At 67.1% G+C, this 21,120-nt stretch carries 23 protein-coding genes; 13 read left to right on the top strand and 10 right to left on the bottom strand.

Translation table 11 applies throughout. From position 1 onward, the window contains the following. Window positions 1-26 precede the first annotated feature (26 nt). Window positions 27-545, top strand: coding sequence for a DUF4395 domain-containing protein (locus MUG78_RS10215; protein ID WP_372493288.1), 519 nt, complete (start codon window positions 27-29; stop codon window positions 543-545). On the opposite strand, the gene MUG78_RS10210 is transcribed toward MUG78_RS10215, so the two are convergent. The 8 genes from MUG78_RS10210 to MUG78_RS10175 all read right to left on the bottom strand — a co-directional run bounded on the left by MUG78_RS10210 (window position 542) and on the right by MUG78_RS10175 (window position 8,291). Next, window positions 542-1,528 carry an ABC transporter ATP-binding protein gene (locus tag MUG78_RS10210; RefSeq protein ID WP_246994473.1) on the bottom strand — a complete coding sequence of 329 codons (987 nt, stop codon included), beginning with the start codon at window positions 1,526-1,528 and terminating at the stop codon, window positions 542-544. The two genes, MUG78_RS10215 and MUG78_RS10210, sit on opposite strands and share 4 nt — an antisense overlap. Further along, the gene (locus MUG78_RS10205; RefSeq protein WP_246994471.1) at window positions 1,525-2,976 is read right to left on the bottom strand and encodes an ABC transporter permease; all 1,452 of its coding nucleotides are present in this window, start codon (window positions 2,974-2,976) and stop codon (window positions 1,525-1,527) included. The genes MUG78_RS10210 and MUG78_RS10205 overlap by 4 nt, the downstream gene beginning before the upstream one ends. A 59-nt stretch (window positions 2,977-3,035) precedes the next feature. Further along, on the bottom strand, window positions 3,036-4,046 hold the full coding sequence (locus tag MUG78_RS10200; protein WP_246994469.1) for an extracellular solute-binding protein: 1,011 nt from the start codon (window positions 4,044-4,046) through the stop codon (window positions 3,036-3,038). A 57-nt stretch (window positions 4,047-4,103) separates the two neighbouring features. Beyond that, window positions 4,104-5,036, bottom strand: a complete 933-nt coding sequence (locus MUG78_RS10195) for a Ppx/GppA phosphatase family protein (protein WP_246994467.1) — start codon at window positions 5,034-5,036, stop codon at window positions 4,104-4,106. A 4-nt stretch (window positions 5,037-5,040) separates the two neighbouring features. Then, window positions 5,041-5,568 carry a DUF501 domain-containing protein gene (locus MUG78_RS10190; protein ID WP_246994465.1) on the bottom strand — a complete coding sequence of 176 codons (528 nt, stop codon included), beginning with the start codon at window positions 5,566-5,568 and terminating at the stop codon, window positions 5,041-5,043. Continuing rightward, on the bottom strand, window positions 5,565-6,035 hold the full coding sequence (locus MUG78_RS10185) for an FtsB family cell division protein (RefSeq protein ID WP_246994463.1): 471 nt from the start codon (window positions 6,033-6,035) through the stop codon (window positions 5,565-5,567). Before MUG78_RS10185 ends, MUG78_RS10190 begins: the two co-directional genes overlap by 4 nt. A gap of 162 nt (window positions 6,036-6,197) precedes the next feature. Continuing rightward, window positions 6,198-7,475 (bottom strand): phosphopyruvate hydratase, encoded by a 1,278-nt coding sequence (gene eno / locus MUG78_RS10180; RefSeq protein WP_246994461.1) that lies wholly within the window; start codon window positions 7,473-7,475, stop codon window positions 6,198-6,200. 75 nt (window positions 7,476-7,550) lie between these two features. Further along, a complete protein-coding gene (locus tag MUG78_RS10175; RefSeq protein WP_246994459.1) occupies window positions 7,551-8,291 on the bottom strand; it encodes a lytic transglycosylase domain-containing protein in 741 nt (246 codons plus the stop codon). A gap of 246 nt (window positions 8,292-8,537) precedes the next feature. On the opposite strand from MUG78_RS10175, the gene efeU reads away from it, so the two are divergent. From efeU to MUG78_RS10145, 6 genes are all read left to right on the top strand, one after another. Next, window positions 8,538-9,416 (top strand): iron uptake transporter permease EfeU, encoded by an 879-nt coding sequence (gene efeU / locus MUG78_RS10170; RefSeq protein ID WP_246994457.1) that lies wholly within the window; start codon window positions 8,538-8,540, stop codon window positions 9,414-9,416. Beyond that, on the top strand, window positions 9,400-10,611 hold the full coding sequence (gene efeO / locus MUG78_RS10165; RefSeq protein ID WP_246994455.1) for an iron uptake system protein EfeO: 1,212 nt from the start codon (window positions 9,400-9,402) through the stop codon (window positions 10,609-10,611). Before efeU ends, efeO begins: the two co-directional genes overlap by 17 nt. A 61-nt stretch (window positions 10,612-10,672) precedes the next feature. Next, complete coding sequence (efeB, locus tag MUG78_RS10160; protein ID WP_246994453.1) at window positions 10,673-11,935, top strand: iron uptake transporter deferrochelatase/peroxidase subunit; 1,263 nt, start codon at window positions 10,673-10,675, stop codon at window positions 11,933-11,935. A gap of 129 nt (window positions 11,936-12,064) precedes the next feature. Then, window positions 12,065-13,264 carry a Fic family protein gene (locus tag MUG78_RS10155; protein ID WP_246994451.1) on the top strand — a complete coding sequence of 400 codons (1,200 nt, stop codon included), beginning with the start codon at window positions 12,065-12,067 and terminating at the stop codon, window positions 13,262-13,264. A 101-nt stretch (window positions 13,265-13,365) separates the two neighbouring features. Then, complete coding sequence (locus MUG78_RS10150) at window positions 13,366-14,229, top strand: ABC transporter substrate-binding protein (protein WP_246994449.1); 864 nt, start codon at window positions 13,366-13,368, stop codon at window positions 14,227-14,229. Next, window positions 14,229-15,197 carry an alpha/beta hydrolase family protein gene (locus tag MUG78_RS10145; RefSeq protein WP_246994447.1) on the top strand — a complete coding sequence of 323 codons (969 nt, stop codon included), beginning with the start codon at window positions 14,229-14,231 and terminating at the stop codon, window positions 15,195-15,197. The genes MUG78_RS10150 and MUG78_RS10145 overlap by 1 nt, the downstream gene beginning before the upstream one ends. A gap of 29 nt (window positions 15,198-15,226) precedes the next feature. Here MUG78_RS10145 and MUG78_RS10140 read toward each other — a convergent pair whose 3' ends face one another. Next, on the bottom strand, window positions 15,227-15,772 hold the full coding sequence (locus MUG78_RS10140; RefSeq protein ID WP_246994445.1) for a hypothetical protein: 546 nt from the start codon (window positions 15,770-15,772) through the stop codon (window positions 15,227-15,229). Window positions 15,773-15,804: 32 nt separating this feature from the next. Then, a complete protein-coding gene (locus tag MUG78_RS10135; RefSeq protein ID WP_246994443.1) occupies window positions 15,805-16,635 on the bottom strand; it encodes a hypothetical protein in 831 nt (276 codons plus the stop codon). Between the two features lie 141 nt (window positions 16,636-16,776). On the opposite strand from MUG78_RS10135, the gene MUG78_RS10130 reads away from it, so the two are divergent. From MUG78_RS10130 to MUG78_RS10105, 6 genes are all read left to right on the top strand, one after another. After that, entirely contained in the window at window positions 16,777-18,024 is a 1,248-nt protein-coding gene (locus tag MUG78_RS10130) for an IS256 family transposase (RefSeq protein WP_246994441.1), read from the top strand. A 363-nt stretch (window positions 18,025-18,387) separates the two neighbouring features. Further along, window positions 18,388-18,537, top strand: a complete 150-nt coding sequence (locus tag MUG78_RS10125; RefSeq protein ID WP_246994439.1) for a hypothetical protein — start codon at window positions 18,388-18,390, stop codon at window positions 18,535-18,537. Window positions 18,538-18,611: 74 nt separating this feature from the next. Beyond that, the gene (locus tag MUG78_RS10120; protein WP_372493184.1) at window positions 18,612-18,953 is read left to right on the top strand and encodes a hypothetical protein; all 342 of its coding nucleotides are present in this window, start codon (window positions 18,612-18,614) and stop codon (window positions 18,951-18,953) included. Between the two features lie 44 nt (window positions 18,954-18,997). Then, entirely contained in the window at window positions 18,998-19,789 is a 792-nt protein-coding gene (locus MUG78_RS10115; protein WP_246994437.1) for an N-formylglutamate amidohydrolase, read from the top strand. 65 nt (window positions 19,790-19,854) lie between these two features. Next, complete coding sequence (locus MUG78_RS10110) at window positions 19,855-20,754, top strand: HNH endonuclease (RefSeq protein WP_246994436.1); 900 nt, start codon at window positions 19,855-19,857, stop codon at window positions 20,752-20,754. A gap of 97 nt (window positions 20,755-20,851) precedes the next feature. Then, window positions 20,852-21,037 carry a hypothetical protein gene (locus MUG78_RS10105; RefSeq protein WP_246994434.1) on the top strand — a complete coding sequence of 62 codons (186 nt, stop codon included), beginning with the start codon at window positions 20,852-20,854 and terminating at the stop codon, window positions 21,035-21,037. Window positions 21,038-21,120: the final 83 nt, after the last annotated feature.

Genomic DNA, 21,120 nt, shown 5'->3' with positions numbered 1-21,120 from the left:
CGACGATGGAGGCAGTGGTGACAGACGTGTTCACGAAGGTCGAGACGACGATCGCGGTGGAGGCGACCCCGCTCAGCGGTCCGCGCGCCTGGTTCGCCTTCCCGAACCCCGTCAACGACTACGCCGCGCGCAGCACCGCCGGCCTCGTGATCGCCCTCGCGGTCGCCGCCATCGCCGTCGACCAGTGGTGGCTGTACGCCGTGCTGGCCGTCGGGTTCGTTCTCCGCGTAGCCGGCGGTCCGCGCTATTCGCCGTTCGGCCGTCTCGCCGTGCACGTGATCGTGCCCAAGGTGGTCAAGAAGGAGAAGATCGTTCCGGGGCCGCCGAAGCGATTCGCGCAGGCCGTGGGCGTGGCCTTCTCGGTCACCGCGCTGATTCTCTCGCTGGTCGGCCTGGGCCTGGCGGCGCAGATCGTGGTCGGCGTGCTGATCGTCGCCGCGTTCCTCGAATGCGCCTTCGGCTTCTGCCTCGGCTGCTACGTCTTCGGCCATCTGCAGCGCGCCGGGGTCATCCCTGACTCGGTCTGCGAGGCCTGCGCCCGCTAAAGCGGAGGCAGCGCAGCCAGCTCGACGGCCGTCTCGTCGCCCAGCGACGGGACGGTCTCTGCTGCCGGCACCACCACGGAGATCACCGTCTCCGCCTCGAATTCGGCGCCGCTCGGTTCCACGACCACCAGGTGGTACGAACCGCGGAACTCGATCGCGGCCACCCGGCCGACAGCCTGCTGTCCCGCACGCGACGCGCTGACCGGCGCCAACCGCACCTCGTGCGGACGGACCACGTGCACCTGGCCGTCGAGCGCCACGCGATTCAGGTCGCCGAACAGCTCCCCCACGCGCGCGTCGGCCGGATTCACGTAGACGTCTTCGGGCGTGCCCGACTGCCGGACCTTGCCGTCGAGCAGCACCACCACCTGATCGGCCAACGCCAGTGCTTCCACCGGATCGTGGGTCACCAGCAGCGCGGTGGCACCGTACTGCCGCAGCAGTCGCCCCACCTCGGTGCGCAGCCGCGTGCGCAGCCCGGCGTCGAGCGCCGAGAACGGTTCGTCCAGCCCGATCAGCGACGGCGCCGGTGCCAGCGCTCGGGCCAGCGCCACGCGCTGCCGCTGACCGCCGGACAGCTTCGCCGGTCGACGATCGGCGACGTCGCCCAAGCCCACCAGCTCCACCATCTCCTCGACCCGCGCAGCGCGCCCGGCACGGCTCCGGATGCCGAAGCCGATGTTGCGGCGCACGGTCAGGTGCGGAAAGAGTGCGCCGTCCTGAGGCACCAGGCCCACATCGCGGTGTTCCGGCGCCACCTGGCGGCGATCGTCGGAGACCACCTCCCCGGCGATCGAGATCTGCCCGGCGGTGATCGGTTCCAGTCCGGCGATGGCGCGCAGCAGCGTGGTCTTGCCGCACCCGGACGGCCCGAGGACTGCGGTGATCGATCCGGCGGGCACGGTGAGGTTCACGTCGTCGAGGACGGTCCGGTTGCCGTAGGCCACCGACACCCCCGCCACGTTCAGCATCGTCTCGGTCAACGTCGGCCTCCGTTCGAGAGGAGCAGGGTGGAGAGGATCGCCGCGGGCACCGCGGCCACGGCCATCAGGATCAGGCCGAGGACGGCCGCTTCCCCGGACGCGCCGTCGTTGGACAGGCTCCACATGTGGGTGGCCAGGGTCGACGTCCCGATGGGTCGCAGCAACAGGGTGGCCGGCAGTTCCTTGGCGATGGCCAGGCCGGCGAGCATGGCACCGGCGGCGATGCCCGGCGCCACCAGCGGGAGGCGGACCCGCCACAGCACCGACCAGGGGCTCGCGCCCAGGGTGCGGGCCGCGTCCGACAGCGACCCGGCGGTCGCGTCGAAGCCGGTGCGGATCGGGGCGACGGCCATCGGCAGGAAGAGCATGGCGTAGCAGGCGATGAGCAGGCCGGGCGTGAGGTAGAAGTCGCGGCCGAGGCGAATGCCCAGGAACACGACGGCGAGACCGACGGTGACGCCGGGCAGCGTGTAGCCGAGGTAGGAGACCTGCTCCACCAGGCCCGCGCCGCGGCGCGGCGGTTTCGCGGTGTACAGCGCGATCGGGAGGGCCAGGACCGTGACCACCAGCGCGCCCGCCCCGGCGTAGCCGAGGGTCGCGGCGACGTCGGGCCAGGCCCAGGCCAGGATCTCGCCGACGGACCGACCGGCCAGCCGGCGCGACTGCGTGATCTCCCGAATCAGCGACACCACCGGGATCACGATGGCCACCGTCAGTGTGCCGACCATCGCCACCCACGCCAGCGTCCGCGCCCACGGACCGGCGCTGCGCGACCCGGTCTGCACCCCGCCCAGCGGTCGGCTGTCGGTACGACGGGCACGACGCTCCAAGCCGGCCAGAATGAGTGCCGCGGCGATCAGGATGACGCTGTAGACGGCCGGGAGCACCCGGTCGAACGCGCCGTTGTAGGCGTTGTAGATGCCGACGGTGAACGACTCGAAGCGCACCGACGCGGGGCCGCCGAAGTCGCCGAGTACGTAGAGCGCCACCAGGAGCGCGCCGCCGACGGCGGCCGGGCGGACCAGACGCAGCGTCACGGCTGTGAAGGTGCGCATCGGACCGCGTCCGAGGGTGCGTGCGACGTCGTGCAGGGAGCGGCCCGATCCCGCCAGTGCCGCCGCCACCGGCAGCAGGATCAGCGGGTAGCAGGCCACGGTCATCACCAGCACCGCGGCCCAGAAGCCTTCGAACCCGGGGAACAGCCGGGTCCAGGCGAAACCGGTCAGGTACGACGGCACGGCCAGCGGGGTGGCGAGCACGCCCACCATCCACGACCGACCGCCGCTGACCTGCGCGGCGGCCACCGCCAGGCCCACGCCGAGAATCAGCGAGAAAGCCGTGACGGTGAGCGCGAGACCGACGGTGGCCAGGGCCAGTTCGGCAGTGCGAGCCCGCCAGATGATGCCCCAGACGTCGTCGGCCTCGGCCACGCGAATGACCAGATACACCAACGGCACCGCGACCAAAAGGCAGATCGCGGTGACGATGAGTGTGAGTGCGGCCTTCCTTACAGCGCACCGACCTGAGTCAGGAGCGCTTCGGTGCCGTCCAGATCAGCGAGATCGTCGAGGTCCAGCTTCGGCGGGGAGAGCTCGTTGAGTCGGGGCAGGCCCGGGACGGTCAGCGGCACGTCGACGGCGATCGGGTACTCCCCGGTCTCCTCGGCGAAGTAGCGCTGCGAATCGTCGTTCAGCAGGGCGCGGATCACGTCGAAGGCGGCGTCCTTGTTCGGCGAGGACTCCAACACGCCGACACCGGCGACGTTCACCAGCGCACCGGCGTCGTTCTTGAAGAAGTGCAGGCGAGCGGGAACGTTCTCCTCACCCTTCTCCATCACCGCGGCAGCCCAGTAGTAGTGATTGATCAGGCCGGTCGCGACGGTGCCCGCGTTCACGGCGTCCAGAATCTGACCGTTCTTCTCGAACTTCTGCGGATCGTTGGCGAGGAAGGCGGTGAGCCAGGCGCGGGCGCCGTCCTCACCGCGCAACACGCGCAGCGCGGTCACGAACGACTTGAACGAGGCGTTGGTCGGCGCGTAGCCGATCTGGCCCTTGAACTTGGGATCGAGCAGCCCGTCGATGCCCTCGGGCAGGTCGGCGGCGGCCATCTTCTCCGGGTTGAAGGCCAGCACGCGCGAGCGCGCGGTCACCGGGGCCCAGTTGCCCTCGGCGGTCCGGTACTGCGGGTCGGCCACCTCGGTCAGGTCGGCCGGCAGCTTGGCGAGCAGGCCCGCATCCGAGAGGCGACCGAGCTCGCCCGCGTCCTGCGCGAAGAACAGGTCGGCCGGCGAGGCCTCGCCCTCTTCGAGGATCTGGGTGGCCTTGCGGTCGTAGGAGACCTGGATGTTCATGCCATCGGACTGATAGCGGGTGATCAGGGGGCCGACGAGCTCTTCCGAGCGTCCCGAGTAGAGGGTGACGGCGTCGGAGCTGTCGTCGCTCGAACCGCATGCGGTGAGCAGGCCGGCCGCCATCAGCATGGCGGCGCCCGCCGCCAGAGCCTTCATCGATCGCTTCATGGAGAGGTATTCCCTTCGTGGTGCCAGTTAGGCGAGCGTAGCCTAACCGGGAATCCCTCAGTCCAGCAGGCCCAGTGCGATGCCGTCGAGGATGTCGTGCTCGCTCACCACCAACTCGGAGATCCCGGCCCGACGCGAGAACTCCTGCGCGAGCGCGATGGTCACCAACGCTCCGCCACCGATCACGTCGACGCGGCCCGGGTGCATCGGCCCCATCGCCGCGCGGACGGCCCGCGTGTCCGCCACCAGATCGCGGCAGATCTTCTCCACGTCGGTGAACGCATGGCGGGACAGATGGATGGCGTCCGAATCGTACTCGGTCAGGCCCAGGTCGAGCGCGGCGATCGTCGTCAAGGTACCGGCCACCCCCACCCAGGTCCGCGCCCGCTCCACCGCAACCGCCTCGAAGGCCGGCGCAAGACGTTGCGCCACAAAGGCTTCCGCGCTTTCCACCTCGGCCGGGGTCGGCGGATCCGAGTGCAGCGAATGTTCGGTGAGCCGCACGCAGCCGATGTTCGCCGAGTAGGCGGCGTCGGTCATGACCACCTCGGTGCTGCCGCCGCCGAGGTCGGTGACCACGAACGGACCTTCGGCCGGGTCGAGCCCGCCGACCGCCCCGCGGAAACTCAGGTGCGCTTCCTCGTCGCCGGAGATCACCTCGGCCACCGCGCCCGGGACCACCTGACCGAGGAGCTCAGCGGTCATGGCGAAGAACGCGTCGCGGTTACTCGCGTCCCGCGTGGCCGACGTCGCGACCATCCGAACCCGGTGCACGCCATGGGTTCTCATCGCATCGACGTAACCGGCGAGGGCCACCCGCGTCCGCTCGATGGCGTCGTCACGGAAGCGCCCGGTGGCGTCCACCCCTTCACCGAGGCGAACGATCACCATGTCCCGCACCACGTCGACGAGGCCGCCGGCACCGTCGGAGTCGGCGATGAGCAGACGAATGGAATTGGTGCCGCAGTCGACGGCGGCTACGCGTGCCATCGGCTCAGGAATCCGAAGCCGCAGAAGGCGTTTCCAGGGCCGGCCAGTCGGCGGGCACCGCGATACCGCGCAGCTTCTCGACGTCGGCGAGCAGCGCCACCGTCTCGTCGCCCAGCGGATTCACGCCCGGCCCCTTGGCCAGCGAATGCGCGGCCAGCACGTGCAGGCACTTAACCCGGTCGGGCATGCCGCCGCCGGCGAAGTCGGTGCCGAGCGACTCGATCGCGTCGCGTTCGGCGAGGTAGCTCTCGTAGGCGCGTCGGTACCCGGCGGCGAGCTCGGCGTCGTCGAGCAGTCGTGCCGACATCTCCCGCATCACGCCGCCGGATTCGAGGCGGCTGCACGCACCGGTGAGGCGCGGATCGGTGAGGTAGTAGAGCGTCGGGAAGGGCGTGCCGTCGGGCAACCGCGGCGCGGTCTTGACCACGGCGGGCCGGCCGTCGGGCGTGGTGTAGCTGACTTCCAGCACCCCCCGCGGTTCCCGACCCAGCTGGTCGGCGATGGCGTCGAGTTGCGACTGGGAAATGCTCACTTGTCCTCCGGCGGTGTGGACACCGCGTCCCACAAATTCTGGTACCAGGGATTGGACGCGTACTTGCGTTCCTTCTCCTGTGCTTTCTCTTGCTGCTCGCGCGACGGATACGTCAGCACCAGCGGCTTCTCCCCCGGCATCACGTACTGCAGCTGCTCGCGCGCCGCGGCCTCGATGTAGGCGGGGTCGTTCTGTTCGGTCACGCGACGCTGATAGTGCTCGACGTCGCGGGCCAACTGTTCGTTGGCGGCCTGCAAGCGGTTGAACTCGCCGCGCTGCGACCAGTAGGTGCGCACCGGGACCGCCAGCGTCACCGCCAGCAGTACGAGCACCAGCGCCATGCCGAGCACCCGTCGCGAGTTCACCGAGGTGAACCGGGAGAAGATCGCCGGCAGACGCAGACCTGCGGACCCCGGTGCGTCGTCGAACACCTCGTCGTCGATGATCGGTGCGTCGACGACGGCCACCGACCCGGTCGACGTCGTCGACCCATCGGTGTCCCGACGGTAGCGAGTCCGGGTTCGACGGACCGCGGGCCCGGCCGCTCTGGACGTGCGTGCACGTCCAGAACCCCGCGCCCGGCCGTCTCGCCCGGACTCGCTCGTCGCCATCGTTCTAGCTAATCACGCTCACGCGCCGAAACGCGGGAACGCCTCGGCACCCGCGTAGCGTGCCGCGTCGCCCAGGCCCTCTTCGATCCGCAGGAGCTGGTTGTACTTGGCCACGCGTTCCGAGCGAGCCGGCGCGCCGGTCTTGATCTGACCGCTGCCGCAGGCGACGGCCAGGTCGGCGATGGTGGTGTCCTCGGTCTCGCCCGAGCGATGGCTCATCATGGTGGCGTACGCCGAGTTGTGCGCCATGGTGACGGCGTCCAGGGTCTCGGTGAGCGTGCCGATCTGGTTGACCTTCACCAGCAGCGCGTTCGCGACGCCCTTCTCGATGCCTTCGGCCAGGCGCTCCGGGTTGGTGACGAACAGGTCGTCGCCCACCAACTGCACCTTGTCGCCGAGCGCCTCGGTGAGCGACGCCCAGCCGGCCCAGTCGTCTTCCGCCAGGCCGTCCTCGATGGAGACGATCGGGAACTCGCCGACCAGCTTGGTGTAGAAGTCGATCATCTGATCGGCCGAGAGGTCCTTGCCCTCGAGGCGGTACTTGCCGCCGCTGAAGAACTCGGTCGACGCCGAGTCCAGCGCGATCGCGATGTCACTGCCGAACTTGTAGCCCGCCTTCTCCACGGCCTCGGCGATCGCGGCGATGGCCGACTCGGTGTTCGGCAGGTTCGGGGCGAAGCCGCCCTCGTCGCCGAGCGCCGTGCTCATACCCTGCTTGTGCAGCACCGACTTGAGGGAGTGGTACACCTCGGCGCCCCAGCGGAGCGACTCGGCGAAGGTCGGCGCGCCGATCGGCGCGATCATGAACTCCTGGAAGTCGATGCCGTTGTCGGCGTGCTCGCCACCGTTGATGATGTTCATCATCGGGACCGGCAGCAGGTGCGCATTGGCACCGCCGACGTAGCGGTAGATGGGCAGACCGGCCGACTCGGCGGCGGCGCGCGCCACAGCCAGCGACACACCGAGGGTGGCGTTGGCGCCGACGCGGGACTTGTCCGGCGTGCCGTCGGTCTCGATCAGGATCTGGTCGATGGTGCGCTGGTCGTCGGCGTCGTAGCCGACCACCTCCGGCGCCAGGTCGTCGAGCACGGCCTGCACGGCCTTGGTGACGCCCTTGCCGAGGTAGCGGTCGCCACCGTCCCGCAGTTCCACGGCCTCGTGCTCGCCGGTGGAGGCGCCCGACGGCACCGCTGCCCGCGAGAACGTGCCGTCGTCGAGGAGAACTTCCACCTCGACGGTCGGGTTACCGCGCGAATCCAGAATCTCCCGTGCGCCGACCTGCTCGATAATTGCCACTGCCCAGCCCCATTCGCCAGTCGTGCCGACGCCCGGTGTTGGCGTCGACGAGTTCGGGGTCCAGCCTAATGGAGGTCAGTAGCGCACGTTGACGGAGTAGGCATTGGCGTGGTTGCGCACCCGGATCACGTACGACATGGAGTTGTTGTACGTGAGGACCGCCTTCTCCCAACCGGCCGGCGTCGTCATGTCGCCGCCGGCGGACACGCACAGGTAGCGCGCCGCGGACAGCGCGGCGTCATCGATGTTGTCCGGGTCGGCCACACCGTCGCCGTTGGCGTCGACACCGAAGCGCTGCCAGGTCTCCGGAATGAACTGGAACGGGCCCATCGCACGGTCGTAGAGCGTGTCGCCGTCGAGCTTGCCGCCCTCGGAGTCGCGGATCTCCCAGTTGCCCTTGGTGCCGTCTAGCGCCATGCCGCGGATCTCCGGCCGGACGTCGCCGTTGGCGGCCACTTCCGCGCCGCGATGCTCGCCGTGCTTGCTCTCCACCCCGGCGATACCGGCCAGCGTGGTCCAGGCGAGGCCGCACTCGGGGTGCTGCTGCCGCTGGATCTCCGCGGCGTTGCCGTAGGCCTCGAGCGAGGTGACCGGAATCCCGGTGGCCTCGGCGATCGGCTCGGCCCACTCGCGCATCTTGTCGGCAGTGCGGCCGGGCTGATTGATGTCGATGTACGGCTGCTGCACACCCGGGCCGGGCGGGATGCCTTCGGGAATGTCCGGCTGATCCCACGGCATGGAGACACAAGCCGAGGCGGCCAACGCGACGCTACCGAGGAGCAGCGGCGCGACCAGGCGCCGTCGCAGAGTAGTCATATCGCAGTCGTTCCTTTCACCGATGGGTCAGGATGCCACACCAAGGGGGTAACGCCGCAATCTCGCGCGGAGTTCCCGACGTCGGACGTCGCCCGCCCGCAACGAGGTCTTCCGACCCCGATTCGGTTGCTCCGACCCCCGATTTCTGCAGTCCGACTTTGTGCGCTCCGACGGCCCGCGTTAGTGTTTTCCGAGGCAACTTAGGGTTGCCTACCCGAAACGGACAAACAGTAAGAAGTCACTTTCATGACAGTTCTCGCCGACGCAGCGCCGTCCGTTGTCACCAAGATGGTCGGCAGCGGCCTCATCGGTGTACGCGAGGGACTCGAAGCCGGGATCGTCGTGATGATTCTGATCGCCTTCGCCGCCAAGTCCGGTCGCCGGGATGCCCTGCGCTGGCTGTGGGCGGGTGTGATCGCCGCGCTGGCCATGACCATCGGCACGTTCCTGATCATCCAGTTCGGCACGTCGACCGTCTCCAATCTCACCGCGGAGCTGATCGCCGGAATCGCCTCGCTGGTCGCCGTGGCGATCGTCACATCCATGCTGCTGTGGATGCGCAAGGCGGCCGCCCACCTCTCCGGTGATCTGAAGTCGGGGCTGGCCTCGGCGTTGGAGATCGGCGGGATCGCCGTGTTCAGCGTGGCCTTCCTCGCCGTCGGCCGCGAGGGATTCGAGACCGCCCTGCTGATGGTCGGCTACGCCGAGAACGTCTCCGGCGGCATCTGGCCGCTGGTGGGGTTGCTGATCGGCATCGCGATCGCCGCCGGACTCACCACCCTGCTGTACTTCGGCACCGTCTCGCTCGACTTCAACAAGTTCTTCACCTACACCGGCCTGTTCCTGATCGTGGTGGCCGCCGGCATCCTGTCGTACGGCGTCCACGCCCTGCAGGTCTACGGCTGGCTGCCCGGCATGAACAACGTCGCCTACGACATCAGCTCCTGGTACGACACCAGCAGCTGGTACGGCGCCATCTTCTCCGGAATCTTCAATTTCTCGGCGAACCCGTCGTGGCTGCAGGTCATCGCCTGGGTCGCGTACGTCGGAATCGTCACTCCCCTGTTCCTGCTTCGCGGCCGGATCCCCTCTCGAAAGGTAGTCGCCGATGGCGCATCCGTTTAACGTCCGACGAGTGGCCGCCGTCGGCCTCGCACTCACCGTCCCGCTGACTCTGGCTGCGTGCCAAGCGAAGTCGTCGGCCGACGCGATCGCGGTCAGCTCCACCGACGACAAGTGCGATCTGACCACCAGCGAGGCGGTGACCGGCGACGTCAGCTTCGCCATCACCAACAACGGCAGCAAGGTCACCGAGTTCTACGTCTTCGGCCAGAACAACCGCGTCCTCGGCGAGGTGGAGAACATCGGCCCCGGGCTCAAGAGCACGATGACCGTGCGGTTCACCGAGCCGGGCACCTACCAGGTGGCCTGCAAGCCCGGCATGGTCGGCACCGGCATCCGCAGCGACCTCACGGTGACCGGTGAGGCCAAGGAGAAGTCGCAGGCGCCGGCCGACGTCGAGCAGGCCAAGGAACGCTACCTCACCTACGTGCGCGGGCAGCTCGACGGCCTGGTGGCCCAGACCGAGATCTTCGTCAACGCGGTGAAGTCCGGAAACCTGGACGCCGCGCGCGCCGATTTCGGCCTGACCCGCACCTTCTTCGAACGCGTCGAGCCGGTGGCCGAGAGCTTCCAGGACCTCGACCCGAAGATCGACATGCGCTGGGACGACACCGAGGACGGCCAGCAGGAGTTCACCGGTTTCCACCGCATCGAGAGGTACCTGTGGGCGCCCAAGCCCGAGCAGATCGGCGACGCACCCGGTCAGGTGGCGCCGGCCGACGCCGCACACGCCGCCAAGAACGACGACAAGGCGTCGATCGACAAGATCGCCGACGGCCTGCTCACCGACGTCAAGACTCTGCAGGCCGAGGTCAACAAGCCGGACTTCGACTTCGAGACCCGCATGTTCGTCCAGGGCCCGCAGGCGCTGATCGACGAGATCGCGGCTACCAAGGTCGGCGGCGAAGAGGACCGGTACAGCCACGCCGACCTCTGGGACTTCGCGGCCAACGTCGACGGCGCCGAGACGCTGATCGCCGAGATGGCGCCGATCATCTCCGCGCGCAACCCCGCCCTGATGGACAAGATCACCGAGCAGTTCGGTGTGGTGCGCGGCGAGATCGACGCACTCCGCTCGGGTGACGGCTACGTCTCCTACGACACCGTCTCCGAGGCCAAGCGCCGCGAACTGTCGGACAAGATCGACGCGCTGAGCGCCACCCTGTCCCAGGTGCCCGGCATCGTGATGCAGGAATGAGCGCCCGGTAGGGCCGGCAACGGACCCGGTGCCGCAGGAATTCGAACGAGGTGAAGCAGGAATGAGCAAGGTCAGTCGTCGCGCGGTGATCGGTGCCGCCGGCGTGGGCGCGGCCGCCGTCGGGTTCGGCGGGGGCTACGCCCTCGCCCGCGACGCCGACGTCGAGCGCTCGCACGTCGTCCCGTTCCGCGGACCGCACCAGGCCGGCATCGTCACCGAGGCCCAGGACCGCCTGCACTTCGCCGCCTTCGACGTCATCACCGACAAGCGCGAAGACGTCGTCGACATGCTGCAGAAGTGGACGGCGGCGGCCGAGCGGCTGACCCACGGCCACGAGGTGACGCCCGACGGCGCCGTCGGCCTCGGCGACTACGTGCCGCCCAGCGATACCGGAGAAGCACTCGGACTGTCGGCCGCGCACCTGACCCTGACCATCGGTTTCGGGCCCGGCCTGTTCGGCCCGAGCTCCGCCTACCCGGACCGGCCCGATCGCTTCGGGCTGGCCGCGCGCAAGCCGGCCGGGCTCACCGATCTGCCCGCCTTCGCCGCGGAGAAGATCGAGCCGCAGCGCAGCTACGGCGACATCTGCGTGCAAGCGTGCGCCGACGACCCGCAGGTCGCCGTGCACGCCATCCGCAATCTCGCGCGGATCGGCGTCGGCGTGGTGTCGGTGCGCTGGTCGCAGCTCGGCTTCGGCCGCACGGCGTCGACCACCCGCGCGCAGGACACCCCGCGCAATCTGTTCGGTTTCAAGGACGGCACCGCCAACATCCGGGCTGACGAGACCGACGACCTGAACAAGTGGGTGTGGGTCGACGAGGCCGACAATCCGCCTGCGGCGCAATGGATGACGGGCGGCACCTACCTCGTGGCCCGCCGGATCCGGATGGACATCGAGCCGTGGGATCGCGCCAACCTGCTGGAGCAGGAGCTGATCGTCGGACGCACCAAGGGGCCCGGCGCACCATTGGGTCAGGTCAACGAATTCGACGAGCCCGACTTCCAGGTGACCAGCGGTCGTGCGCCGGTGATTCCGCGCAATTCCCATGTGGCCGTGACGAATCCGAAGAATCGCGGCGGCGTCCGTATCCTCCGGCGCGGCTACAACTTCACCGACGGCTCCGACGGTTTCGGCCACCTCGACGCCGGGCTGTTCTTCATCGCCTTCAACCGCGACTCGCACTCGCAGTTCATTCCGATGCAGCACGACATGTCCCGCAAGGACGCGATGACCGAGTACCTGATCCCGAACGGCTCCGCGCACTTCGCTGTGCCCGCCGGCCTCAAGCCCGGCGAATACTGGGGCCAGCACCTCTTCTCCTGACAGCCCGCCTCCGCCAGCTGAGCAGTCCCGCCGGCTGAGTCGTCCCCGCCGGCTGAGCAGTCCCGCCGGCTGAGCCTGTCGAAGCCTCTTATCTTCACTTAACCCCGTAAGTGAAGATAAGATCGACCCGTGACGTCACCCGACGGAAGCACCTGGCCGAGCGTCGACCTCGAGCAAGTCGACTGGAACCCCACCGTGCCGTCGGAACTGCTCACCCGGGCGCAACGCGCGCGCTATCGCGGACCGTACCTCGCGGCCGCCGTAGCGCCGATCGCCGACCGCACCCCGTATCTCACCCCCGAGCTCCACAGCCTCGTCGACGACGCGAGCACGCTGATCACGCGATTCGATGCAGAACTCGGCGCCGAGCTCGCCCCGTTCGCCACCGTCCTGCTGCGTTCCGAAGCGGCCGCGTCGTCGCAGATCGAGAATCTGTCATCGGGCGCCAAACAGATCGCCCTCGCCGAACTCGGCAGCCGCGAGAAGCGGAACGCCACCGAGATCGTCGGCAATGTCGCCGCCATGCGCGCCGCGCTGGCGCTCGCCGACAACCTCGACGCCGACGCGATCTTGGCGATGCACGACGCGCTGATGTCCCACCACGCTCCGGACATCGCCGGACGCTGGCGCACCGAAGCCGTGTGGATCGGCGGGAGCAGTATCGGGCCGCACGACGCCGACTACGTCGCGCCACAGGCCGCGCACGTGCCCGAACTGATCGACGACCTGATCGGCTTCACTGCGCGCACCGATCTGCCGGCGCTGGCTCAGATCGCCCTGGCGCACGCGCAATTCGAGACGATTCACCCGTTCCCCGACGGCAACGGCCGCACCGGACGCGCGCTGCTCCAGGCGATGCTGATGGCCCTCGGGCTCACCCGCAATGTCACCGTCCCGGTGTCCGCGGGCCTGCTCACCGACACCGACGGCTACTTCCGCGCCCTGGACTCCTACCGCCACGGCGACATCACCCCCATCATCGAAGCCGTCGCGACGGCCGCGCAGACCGCGGTCGTCAACGGCAGTCGCCTCGTCGCCGACATTCGCGCCATCCGCACCGACTGGGATTCGCGGGTGAAACTCCGTGCGGACGCCCGCGCCCGGGACCTGATGGAGGTCCTCGTGCGCCAGCCGGTGGTCGACGGCGCTAGCGCGGCGGAAGCCCTGGGGATCTCCCCGACCAATGCCGCACGCGCGATCGGCCCCCTGGTCGACGCGGGGATCCTGCGCGAGTTCACCGGATTTCGGCGCAACCGGATGTGGTGCGCCACCGACGTCACCGACGCGCTCGACGACTTCGCCCGTCGCGCGCTGCGGAAGACCCCCTGACCGCAGCCGCTCAGCGGAAACGGTATGTGTGACACCCAACACTCCGCGAGTTCGCCGAAGAGTAAGGTCAAGCGACCGGGGGCGGACATGAGGAGTGCTTGGTGAAACTCGGACGACGCGGAGCCGCATTGGCCGGCGCCCTACTATTGTCAGCCGCCGCACTCGCCGGTTGTTCGTCGTCGAACGACGCCGATGATGCCACGCAGGCACTCAGAAACGAGCTGCCCCAACAGATTCGGGACTCCGGCAAGCTCACCGTCGGCACCGACGCCCCGTTCGCCCCCATGGAGTTCGACGAGAACGGCAAGCTGGTCGGCTTCGACGTGGACGTGCTCAACGCCGTCGCCGACAATCTTGGTCTCGAGACCGACTTCCGCCAGACTCCCTTCCCGGCGCTGCTGTCCAGCGTCGCCGACGGCAATAACGACGTCGCCGCCCGCGGCCTCTTCGACACCGTCGCGCGGCAGAAGCAGGTCGACATGGTGACCTACTTCAGCGCCGGGACGCAGTGGGCGCGCAAGGCCGGCACCGACGTCGACCCCAACGACGCGTGCGGGATGAAGGTCGGCGCCGAGACCGCCACCATCCAGTTCCTCATCGAATTGCCGGCCAAGAACGACGCCTGCACCGACACCGGCAAGAAGGCCATCGAGGTGGTCGGGTTCGACAGCCTCGACGCGGCCTTGACCGCGCTGCGCGAGGGTGACATCAACGCCGTGTCGGCGGATTCACCGGCCATCTTGTGGGAGGTCAAGAAGGACCCGACCGCCCTCAGCACCGCCGACGCCCCGTTCGACACCCAGCCGTACGCCTTCGCCGTCGCCAAGGGATCCGCCCTCGGACCGGTGCTGCAGCAATCGATTCAACGCCTGATCGACGATGGCGAGATCAAACGGATCGCGGAGAAATGGGGCTTGGCCGACGGCCTGATCCCGACGTCCCTGCTCAACGGAGCGATGAGCTGATGTCGACGATGCACCGCACCGCCGGCGGCCTGCTCGCCGCCCTGACCGCCGCAGTCCTCGTCGCGGGCTGCTCCACCGACACCGAGGGCAGTGCCGTGCCCGCGCCGATTCCAGCGAGCGAGGCCCCGGAGTCGTTCGCTCAGGTGATCGCGTCGTCGAACGTCGACGCCGAACGTTACGTCTATCCGGTCGCCGAGGGCGAGAGCGACCACGACCAGAACTGGGTGGACCTGTTCATGCCGAAGGGCGATCACCCCGACGGCTCGGTGCCGTTGGTGGTGTTGATCCACGGCGGCTCGTGGCAGTCGCAGATCGGCGCCGACACCTTCGTCACCTTCGCCCGGCGGCTCGCCGAGCGCGGGCTCGCGGTCTACAACCTCGAGTACCGGCGCCTCGGTTCCGGCGGCGGGTATCCGCAGACCTTCGCCGACGTGGCCGCCGCCCTCGACTTCGCGCCGCAGATCGGCAAGGCCAATCCCGCGATCGACATGAAGAACGCCGTCGTCGTCGGGCATTCGGCCGGCGGCCAGCTCGCCATGTGGGCGGGGACCCGACACAAGCTCGACGACGACGAGGTCGGCGCGAAGCCGAAGTACCGGCCCACCAGCGTCGTGTCGTTGGCCGGCCCGCTCGACATGCGCACCGCGGTGAAGCTGGGCGACGACCGGATCGTCCGCGCCCTCGGCGGCACCCCCGAGGAAGTCCCCGAGCGCTACACCTCCGTGGATCCGATCCAGAACATCGACCCGTCCATGCCGACAATCGCGATGGTCGGCGCCAAGGATCGCGTCGTGCCGCCGGTGGTCTCGCGCAACTACGTCGACGCCGCAACCAAAGCCGGCGGCACCGCGAACTTCGTCCTGCTTCCGGACACCAACCACGTGACCATCGTCGACCCCGCCGCCCCGGCCTTCACCCGCGTCTTGGAGACGATCAGCCGCGCCGCGCACAACGCCCACCACGCGTAGACGAACCAGCGGCCGTGCTGGCAGGGTGCCTACAACTGCGCGCCGCCCTCGGCCCATCGCGTGACGGCGATGCGTAGTTTCGCCGCTTGCTCGGCGGTCATCGACGACGACCAGTCGATGTACTCCTCGGCAGCGAGCTTCACTGCCGCGGTACTCACGATCGAATGGTCGACACCGGTCGCAGCGCTGACCTCCGCGATCCACGGCGCAGGATCAGCACCGTAGTCCTCGTCCCGCGGCCAGATGGCTTCGGTGTGCGTGCCGTCGACGAGCGCGGCGGCCGGTCGGTGGAAGCACGTCCATAGATGGACTTGAGTCAGCGATCTGTCCTCCGCCGCGAGCACGAAGACCTCGCTGCTGTGGAGCGTCGGGTCTGACCGGTCGTGGCCTCCCGGAGCGCTTCGCCGATCCCGAACCCAGTCGATCACCTCCACCACGCTCGACGCGTCTGAGACCACCAGCGAACTTCGTGCCAGTGTCGCCCGCGCGGGGTCCCCATACCAGTCGTACACGTAGTACACCGGGTTGGCGTCGACACGTTCCGACAGTCGATCTTGAACTCGCGTGACGTACATAGCGGTCCCGCTCCTCTCGTTGATGGAGTCACTCACTTGCAGACCACGTCACTTTCCGGACCCCACCCTGGTTGGAACGAGGCATATGGTTGCCCGTTGACCACGAAGTAGCCATCGCCGTACCCCTTGTAGATCCCCGATGTGCAGCGAGTGTCACCGTTTGACATGAAGGTGCTGCGTCTGCCCTTTCCCAATGGATCCTCAACAACCCGCATCGCGAAACTCTGATCCACTGAATGCCACTGATCCGGCCGAAGACGGAGTACACGCTTCTCGAAGAAGCCTATCCTCACAACGATTCGATCGATGGGGCCCCAGCAGTTCTTATTGTCCTTTGAGGCCTTGACGTCCATGAACTCAGGAGAGCCTTGTGATTGATGCACGTTGTGAACCTTGATCTCGCAGTAGGCGATCAATTGACTGCCACCGTCGACCTCACGGCGTGCTTCGAAAATGAGTCTGATCAGCGCCCGCTCAATAGGTCCGGCACCGATCGACGAATCGTCAATCGGCGGCTGTCCGGGCTTCACCCCTGACACAGGCTCCACCCGCTCAGTTGGGAGATCGCTCCCCTCGCGCCGTTGCTGCTTGTCATCGCCATGACGCTCAGGATCGTTGAATGGTTCATCGTGAGGTCCGACCGCTCCGGCCGGTGGCGCCGTCGACGGCAATGGCGGCTCCGCGCCGTCGCCCCCACCGCCACATCTGTAGGGCACGGGAGGCGGAGGTGCATCGGCTGCCTTCTTCCCTGGGTTCGCCTGCGCCCACGCGTTCTTCCAAGCGGAGTTGTACGTAGTCGTCTCACGCTTGCATCGTTCGGCGGGCGTCTCCGCTCCTGCCGAACCAGAGGGAACAGTCACCATCAGAATCAGTAGTGCCCCATAGAGTGATGTAGCCCGGTGACCGGGACCATGACGAGCAGCGTGTCGTTGCTCGGAGCGGGAGCGGTCACCGTGTGATCCTTCGAGGAATCTCCTACAACCCACTCGAACGGAGTCATCACGATGACCGCACCACACATTGTCGACCCTTCGGGCTTGCTGAGCCAAGCCCTGAGCGATGCGTCGCCGGACTTGATGCGCGAACTGCTGCAAGCTGTGATCAACGCCCTGCTCTCCGCTGATGCCGACGCGGTATGCGGCGCTGAATGGGGGCAGCGATCAGCTGAGCGCACCAACCAGCGCAACGGATACCGGCACCGCGCCCTCGATACTCGGGTCGGAACGATCGATGTCGCTGTCCCCAAACTGCGGCAGGGCACGTATTTCCCGGAATGGCTGCTCGAGCGGCGCAAACGCTCCGAAGCAGCGTTGATCACCGTGGTCGCTGACTGCTACCTCGCCGGGGTGTCCACCCGCCGCATGGACAAGCTTGTCAAGACACTGGGGATCAACTCGCTGTCGAAGTCCCAGGTCTCGCGGATGGCCGCTGATCTCGATGAGCACGTCGAGCAGTTCCGGCACCGCCCCTTGAGTGAAGCGGGCCCGTTCACGTTCGTCGCCGCGGACGCGTTGACGATGAAGGTCCGTGAAGGTGGTCGCGTGGTCAACGCGGTCGTGCTGGTCGCGACCGGGGTCAACGCCGACGGGCGCCGAGAGGTCTTGGGCCTGCAGGTAGCCACCGCGGAAACCACAGTGGCGTGGAACAGCTTCTTTGCCGACCTGGTCGCCCGCGGCCTGACCGGAGTCCGGCTGGTAACCAGCGATGCTCATGCCGGCCTCGTCGAAGCGATCGCAGCGAACCTGCCCGGGGCAGCATGGCAACGCTGCCGCACCCACTACGCGGCGAACCTGATGAGCGTCACCCCGAAAAGTCTGTGGCCGGCAGTCAAAGCGATGCTGCACTCGGTATACGACCAGCCCGACGCCGCCTCGGTCAACGCCCAGTTCGACCGACTGCTCGACTACGTCGACACCAAACTGCCTGACGCGCACGATCACCTCGACACCGCTCGGGCCGACATCCTGGCCTTCACCGGTTTCCCCGAAGGACTCTGGCAGCAGATCTGGTCTAACAACCCCAACGAACGCCTCAACCGGGAGATCCGACGCCGCACCGACAGCGTTGGGATCTTTCCCAACCGTGACGCGATCGTCCGTCTGGTCGGCGCAGTCCTGGCCGAACAGACCGACGAATGGGCAGAAGGCCGCCGCTACCTCGGCCTGGACATCCTCGCCAAAAGCCGACTCACCCCCGTCCCCGCCACCGGAATCGAGGTAAACGCCGACACCACCCACGAACTCAGCGCTTAACCAGCACCAACGAAGGATCGCAGCGCTACACCACTACTCGGGACTTGACCTCAGAATCACGGCAACGGCTGCCACGAGGCTGCCGACAACCGCCACAGCAGGCGAGCGTGCAGGGCTCCGTGCCGGAGCTACCGTCGTCGATGATCCAACCGATGACCTGGGCATTCTCGAATGAGGTTTCATCACACTCCAAGCTCTCCAAAGTGCCTCGGCCTCGACCCGAAGCTCGCAACGAACGCTAGAGGCAGACGGACGCCCGCGCGCCAAACGTTCTTGCATAGATGCAGGCAGAGGGCGAATAATATGTTTCCGGTCCGGAATTCACCCATTCCATGAACTGGATAACAGCAAGGACACCATCGGATGATCTACGCACCACTGGTTCACGGCGGCGCGCGAAGGTCGCAGATCCGCGAGGATGTCTTCGTCGAGTTCTCCAGCCGCCTGCCCGAGCGCAATCCGACCGCCATCAACGTCGCGCGCCGACGCTCTGGCTCCGGCGACGGCCGCTGAAAGTTCGTCTACGAAACCAACGTCCTCTAAGACACTGGCAAATTGACGAGGCTCGTCGCAGCGCTGAAGCCGAGTTGGCCGACGCTTACGTACCAATAGTCACCGACAGCGAAGCGACGCGCCCGTCGGACGACGAGGTCGGCGCGAGGCCGAAGTACCGGCCCACCAGCGTCGTGTCGTTGGCCGGCCCGCTCGACATGCGCACCGCGGTGAAGCTGGGCGACGACCGGATCGTCCGCGCCCTCGGCGGCACTCCCGAGGAAGTTCCTGAGCGCTACACCTCCGTGGATCCGATCCAGAACTTCGTGCTGCTTCCGGACACCAACCACGTGACCATCGTCGACCCCGCCGCCCCGGCCTTCACCCGCGTCTTGGAGACGGTCAGCCGAGCTGCGCACAACGCCCACCACGACTGAACAAAGCCAGAGGTGATGTCGGCAGCGGCCTCTACGGTCCTCACATGACCATGCCCAGTACGACGCTGTTCGCGGCCGACGCCGCGTCGCCGGTGATCCTCCACGTGCCGCACGCCTCACGGCACATCCCAGCCGAAGACCGCGCCGACTTCCTCATAGAAGGACCGGCGCTGGAACGGGAACTGGACGAGTCCGTCGACACTGCCACCGACCTCATCGCCCGCCTGGCCCGGGAGCAGGCGACGCCCCGGCCGGCGATGGTGATCAATCAATTGAGCCGCCTGGTGGTCGACCCCGAGCGCTTCCCCGATGACACCGAAGCGATGAACGCGCACGGTCGGGGAGCGCTGTACACCCGCACCTGCGACGGTGCTCCGCTGCGCGACCTGTCCGCGGACCGCAGCGACGAACTGCTGACTCGATACTTCAGGCCGTACGCGCAGCAGCTGACCGACCTCGTCGACCAGCGGTTGGCCGCGACCGAGCGCACTGTCGTGATCGACGTGCACTCTTATCCCGCGCAGCCGTCGTCATTCGAAAACCACGGACTCCCCCGCCCGGCGATCTGCCTCGGCGTCGACGAGTTCCACACTCCTCCCGAGCTCATCGACGCGGCCCGCACCGCCTTCGCGACGTTCGACGACATCACACTGAACGCGCCATACGCCGGCTGCTACGTCCCGCTGAAGCAGTACCGCACCAATCCCTCGGTCACCGCGATCATGATCGAGATCCGCAGGGACGTCTATCTTGATCTGCAACTGCGGCCCGACGACGACGCCATGGCTCGACTCGGCGCCGCGCTCGCAGACCTCTGCAAGAACCCACTGGCTTGAAGGGTGCCCGAGCCAGCACCAGGAAGTTTCCTCATCGACGCGAGTCCTCACCATAAGATCAGTGCATGCATGACCTCAACTTCGAATTGCTGAAGCGCGAAGCCCTCATGTCCACACTGGCCAGGAAGTTTGAGGAAGATGCCGTGCTGACCACCGAATGGCTAGAAAGCGTCGACTTCGGATGGGGACCTGAGCGAATCAAAGACACCACCCGCGGGATCTGGAACCCGCGCGGCTACGCAGCGACCCTGACTATCGTGAGTGACCCCAAAAGCGAGTACGACGATGGAGACCACGGCAGCTATCTGTACCGGTATTCGTACGAAAAGCCTCGCGCTGGCGGCGACCCCATGGGTGGCAGAAACGCAAAACTCCGTGCGGCCATGGAACTGGAACTACCTGTGATCATGTTGAGGAAGGTCGCTACGGCACGATTTGTTCCCATCATGCCGGTTTACGTTGTGAAGGATGAGCCGGAGAATCAGAGGTTTCTTCTGGCACTGGACGAAAGCCTTCGATTTATCGACCCAACGTCCGTCCCGGACCCGCAGAAGAGCTATGTCGAACGTCTAATCAGCCAGCGACTTCACCAGCCAGAGTTCCGTTCGCGGGTCCTCCGCGCATATGAGCTCAAGTGCGCCGTCTGCTCCCTCAAGAAGCCAAACCTTCTCGACGCCGCTCACATCATTCCAGATCGGATGCCTGGTGGGCAGCCGATCGTTCGGAACGGACTGGCCCTTTGCAAGATTCACCACGCTACATATGACCAGAATATTATCGGGATTTCCCCTGACTACGAGATCCGCGTAAACCAGGAAGTTCTTGAAGAAGTTGACGGCCCCATGCTGAAGCATGGAATTCAGGAAATGGACCACCGACAACTCTGGCTGCCTCCACGAACAGCTGACCGTCCTGACAAGCAACGCCTGGAACAGCGCTTCGCGGAATTCAAGGCCGCCGGCTGACGGGACCTACTCCCAGAGTGACCACCGTCGCCACCTGACGGTGGTTAACTACAGGCGATTCCGGCCGAAACTATGTTCACCACGAAACGAACCTCTCGTGGCGAGTGACAGTTCGATCGCGTTCCTACTCGTCGTCATCCCACTGGTTGCGAACAACCATCTGGGGGACGTCGACGTTGTAGGACACGGCGACGTCGCGCTCGGTGACCTCGATCGGGTCTGCGTCGACGATGCGATGCTTCGGCGGCGGGCCTGGGAAGTCCTCGGCCTCGGGGAATCCTGACTCGGGCTCCGGCTGAGACGGTTGGCCCCAGACCGGTGCGGCGAACTGGAAGTCCTTCGCCTCCGGCAGTCCGGAGGTGACCG

The organism is Gordonia alkaliphila (assembly GCF_023017165.1).
Lineage (GTDB): Bacteria > Actinomycetota > Actinomycetes > Mycobacteriales > Mycobacteriaceae > Gordonia > Gordonia alkaliphila.
This window is presented reverse-complemented; position numbering and strand designations above follow the sequence as displayed.